1 protein-coding gene is annotated in these 2,125 nt (G+C 68.3%); it reads left to right on the plus strand.

The window, feature by feature from the left end; all coding sequences use genetic code 11:
* The coding region (locus tag BMY03_RS25950; RefSeq protein WP_244891357.1) for a condensation domain-containing protein at positions 1 to 2,125 on the plus strand (2,125 nt) is incomplete at both ends.

Here is a 2,125-nt window from a genome sequence, read left to right on the forward strand (position 1 = left end):
CAGATCAAGCTGCGCGGTTTCCGCATCGAACTGGGCGAAATCGAGGCGCGCCTGGGCGAATGCCCGGGCGTGCGCGACGCGGCGGTGATCGTGCGCGAAGACGCGCCGGGAGACAAACGCCTGGTGGCGTACTTCACCGGCGAGATCCCGGCCATCGGCGAACTGCACGAGCGCCTGCAAGGCGTGCTGCCGGACTACATGCTGCCATCGGCTTATGTGCGACTTGAAGCTTTGCCATTGACCGCCAACGGCAAGCTCGACCGCCGTGCGTTGCCGCAGCCAGGCAGCGAGGCCGTGGTCAGCCGCGCCTTCGAGGCGCCGCAGGGCGAGGTGGAGACGGCACTGGCCGCGATCTGGGCCGAAGTGCTCAAGGTCGAGCAGGTCGGTCGCCACGATCACTTCTTCGAACTGGGCGGCCACTCGCTACTGGCGGTGAGCCTGGTCGAGCGCATGCGCAAGGCCGGCCTGGCTGCCGACGTGCGAGTGCTGTTCGCCCAGCCGACCCTGGCCGCGCTGGCGGCGGCAGTAGGTTCGGGGCGTGAAGTCAAGGTGCCGGCCAACCGTGTCCCCCACGATGCGACCCGGATCACGCCAGAGATGCTCAGCCTGATTGATCTCGACCAAGCCAGCATCGACCGCATCGTCGCCAGCGTGCCGGGCGGCGCCGCCAACGTGCAGGAAATCTACCCGCTGGCGCCGTTGCAGGAAGGCATCCTCTATCACCACCTGAGCGCGGAGCAGGGCGATCCGTACCTGTTGCAGTCGCGCCTTGCCTTTGACAGCCTCGAGCGCCTGCTTAACTGGGCAGCGGCCTTGCAACAGGTCATCGACCGCCACGATATCCTGCGCACTTCGGTGGTCTGGGAAGGCCTGGCGGAGCCGGTGCAGGTGGTCTGGCGCCAGGCCGACCTGGCGCTCAGCAAAGTCACCGGCCTGGGTGAGGCGTCCGTGATCGAGCAGTTGCTGGCGCGTTTCGATGCCCGCCAGCAGCGTCTGGACCTGACTCGGGCGCCCTTGCTGCGGCTGGTCTATGCCGAGGATCCGCGCCAGGGCGAGTGGGTGGCGCTGCTGCAGTTCCACCACCTGACCCTCGACCACGCCGCCATGGCCGTGGTCGGCGAGGAGATGCAGGTGCTGCTGGACGGGCGTGGCGCCACGCTGCCTGCCGCGGTGCCGTATCGCAATTATCTCGCCCAGGTCTGCCTGGGCGACGATCAGGCCAGCCATGAGGCGTTCTTCCGCGCCCAGTTGGGGGATGTCGAAGAACCGACCCTGCCCTTTGGCCTGGCCGATGTGCAGGGCGATGGCGGGCGGGTCGAGCATGCTGCCCTGAGGCTGCCTGACGCCCTGGCCCAAGGCCTGCGCGAGCTGGCCCGGCAGCGTGGCGTCAGCGTCGCGAGCCTGGTGCACCTGGCCTGGGCCCGGGTGGTGGGCGTGCTGGCAGGGCGTCGCGATGTGGTGTTCGGCACCGTATTGATGGGCCGCCTGCAAGCCGGCGAAGGCGCCGACCGCGCCCTGGGCATGTTCATCAACACCTTGCCACTGCGGGTGGACACCGCGCTGCCGGTGGAGCAGGCCGTGCGCGTCACTCATCAGCGCTTGTCGGCCCTGCTCGGTCACGAGCATGCGCCCTTGGCACTGGCCCAGCGTTGCAGCGGCGTGGCGGCTTCGGCGCCGTTGTTCAGTGCCTTGCTCAACTACCGGCATAGCGCCGAGGCGGCCCGGGACGGTGAAGGTATCTGGCAGGGTGTGCGCCTGCTGGGCGGCGAGGAGCGCAGCAACTACCCGTTGACCCTGAGCGTCGATGACTTGGGCGAGGGTTTCTCGCTTAGCGTGCTGGCCGCCGAGGGGTTGCCTGCGGCGCAGGTCGGCACGTGGATGGTCAATACGCTAGGCCAACTGTTGCAGGCGCTGGAACGGGCGCCGGGCCAGGGACTCGATCATCTGCCGATGCTGGATGACGAGGCTTTGCGCCAGGTGGTGGAGGGCTTCAACGCCACTACCGTCAATTATCCGCAAGGGCACACCGTGCATGCGCTGGTCGAGGCCCAGGCGCCCGAGGCGCTGGCCGTGGTGCAGGGCGAGGTGAGCCTGAGCCATGGCGAGCTGAACCAGCGCGCCAATC

The organism is Pseudomonas soli (genome assembly GCF_900110655.1).
GTDB classification, from domain to species: Bacteria; Pseudomonadota; Gammaproteobacteria; order Pseudomonadales; family Pseudomonadaceae; genus Aquipseudomonas; species Aquipseudomonas soli.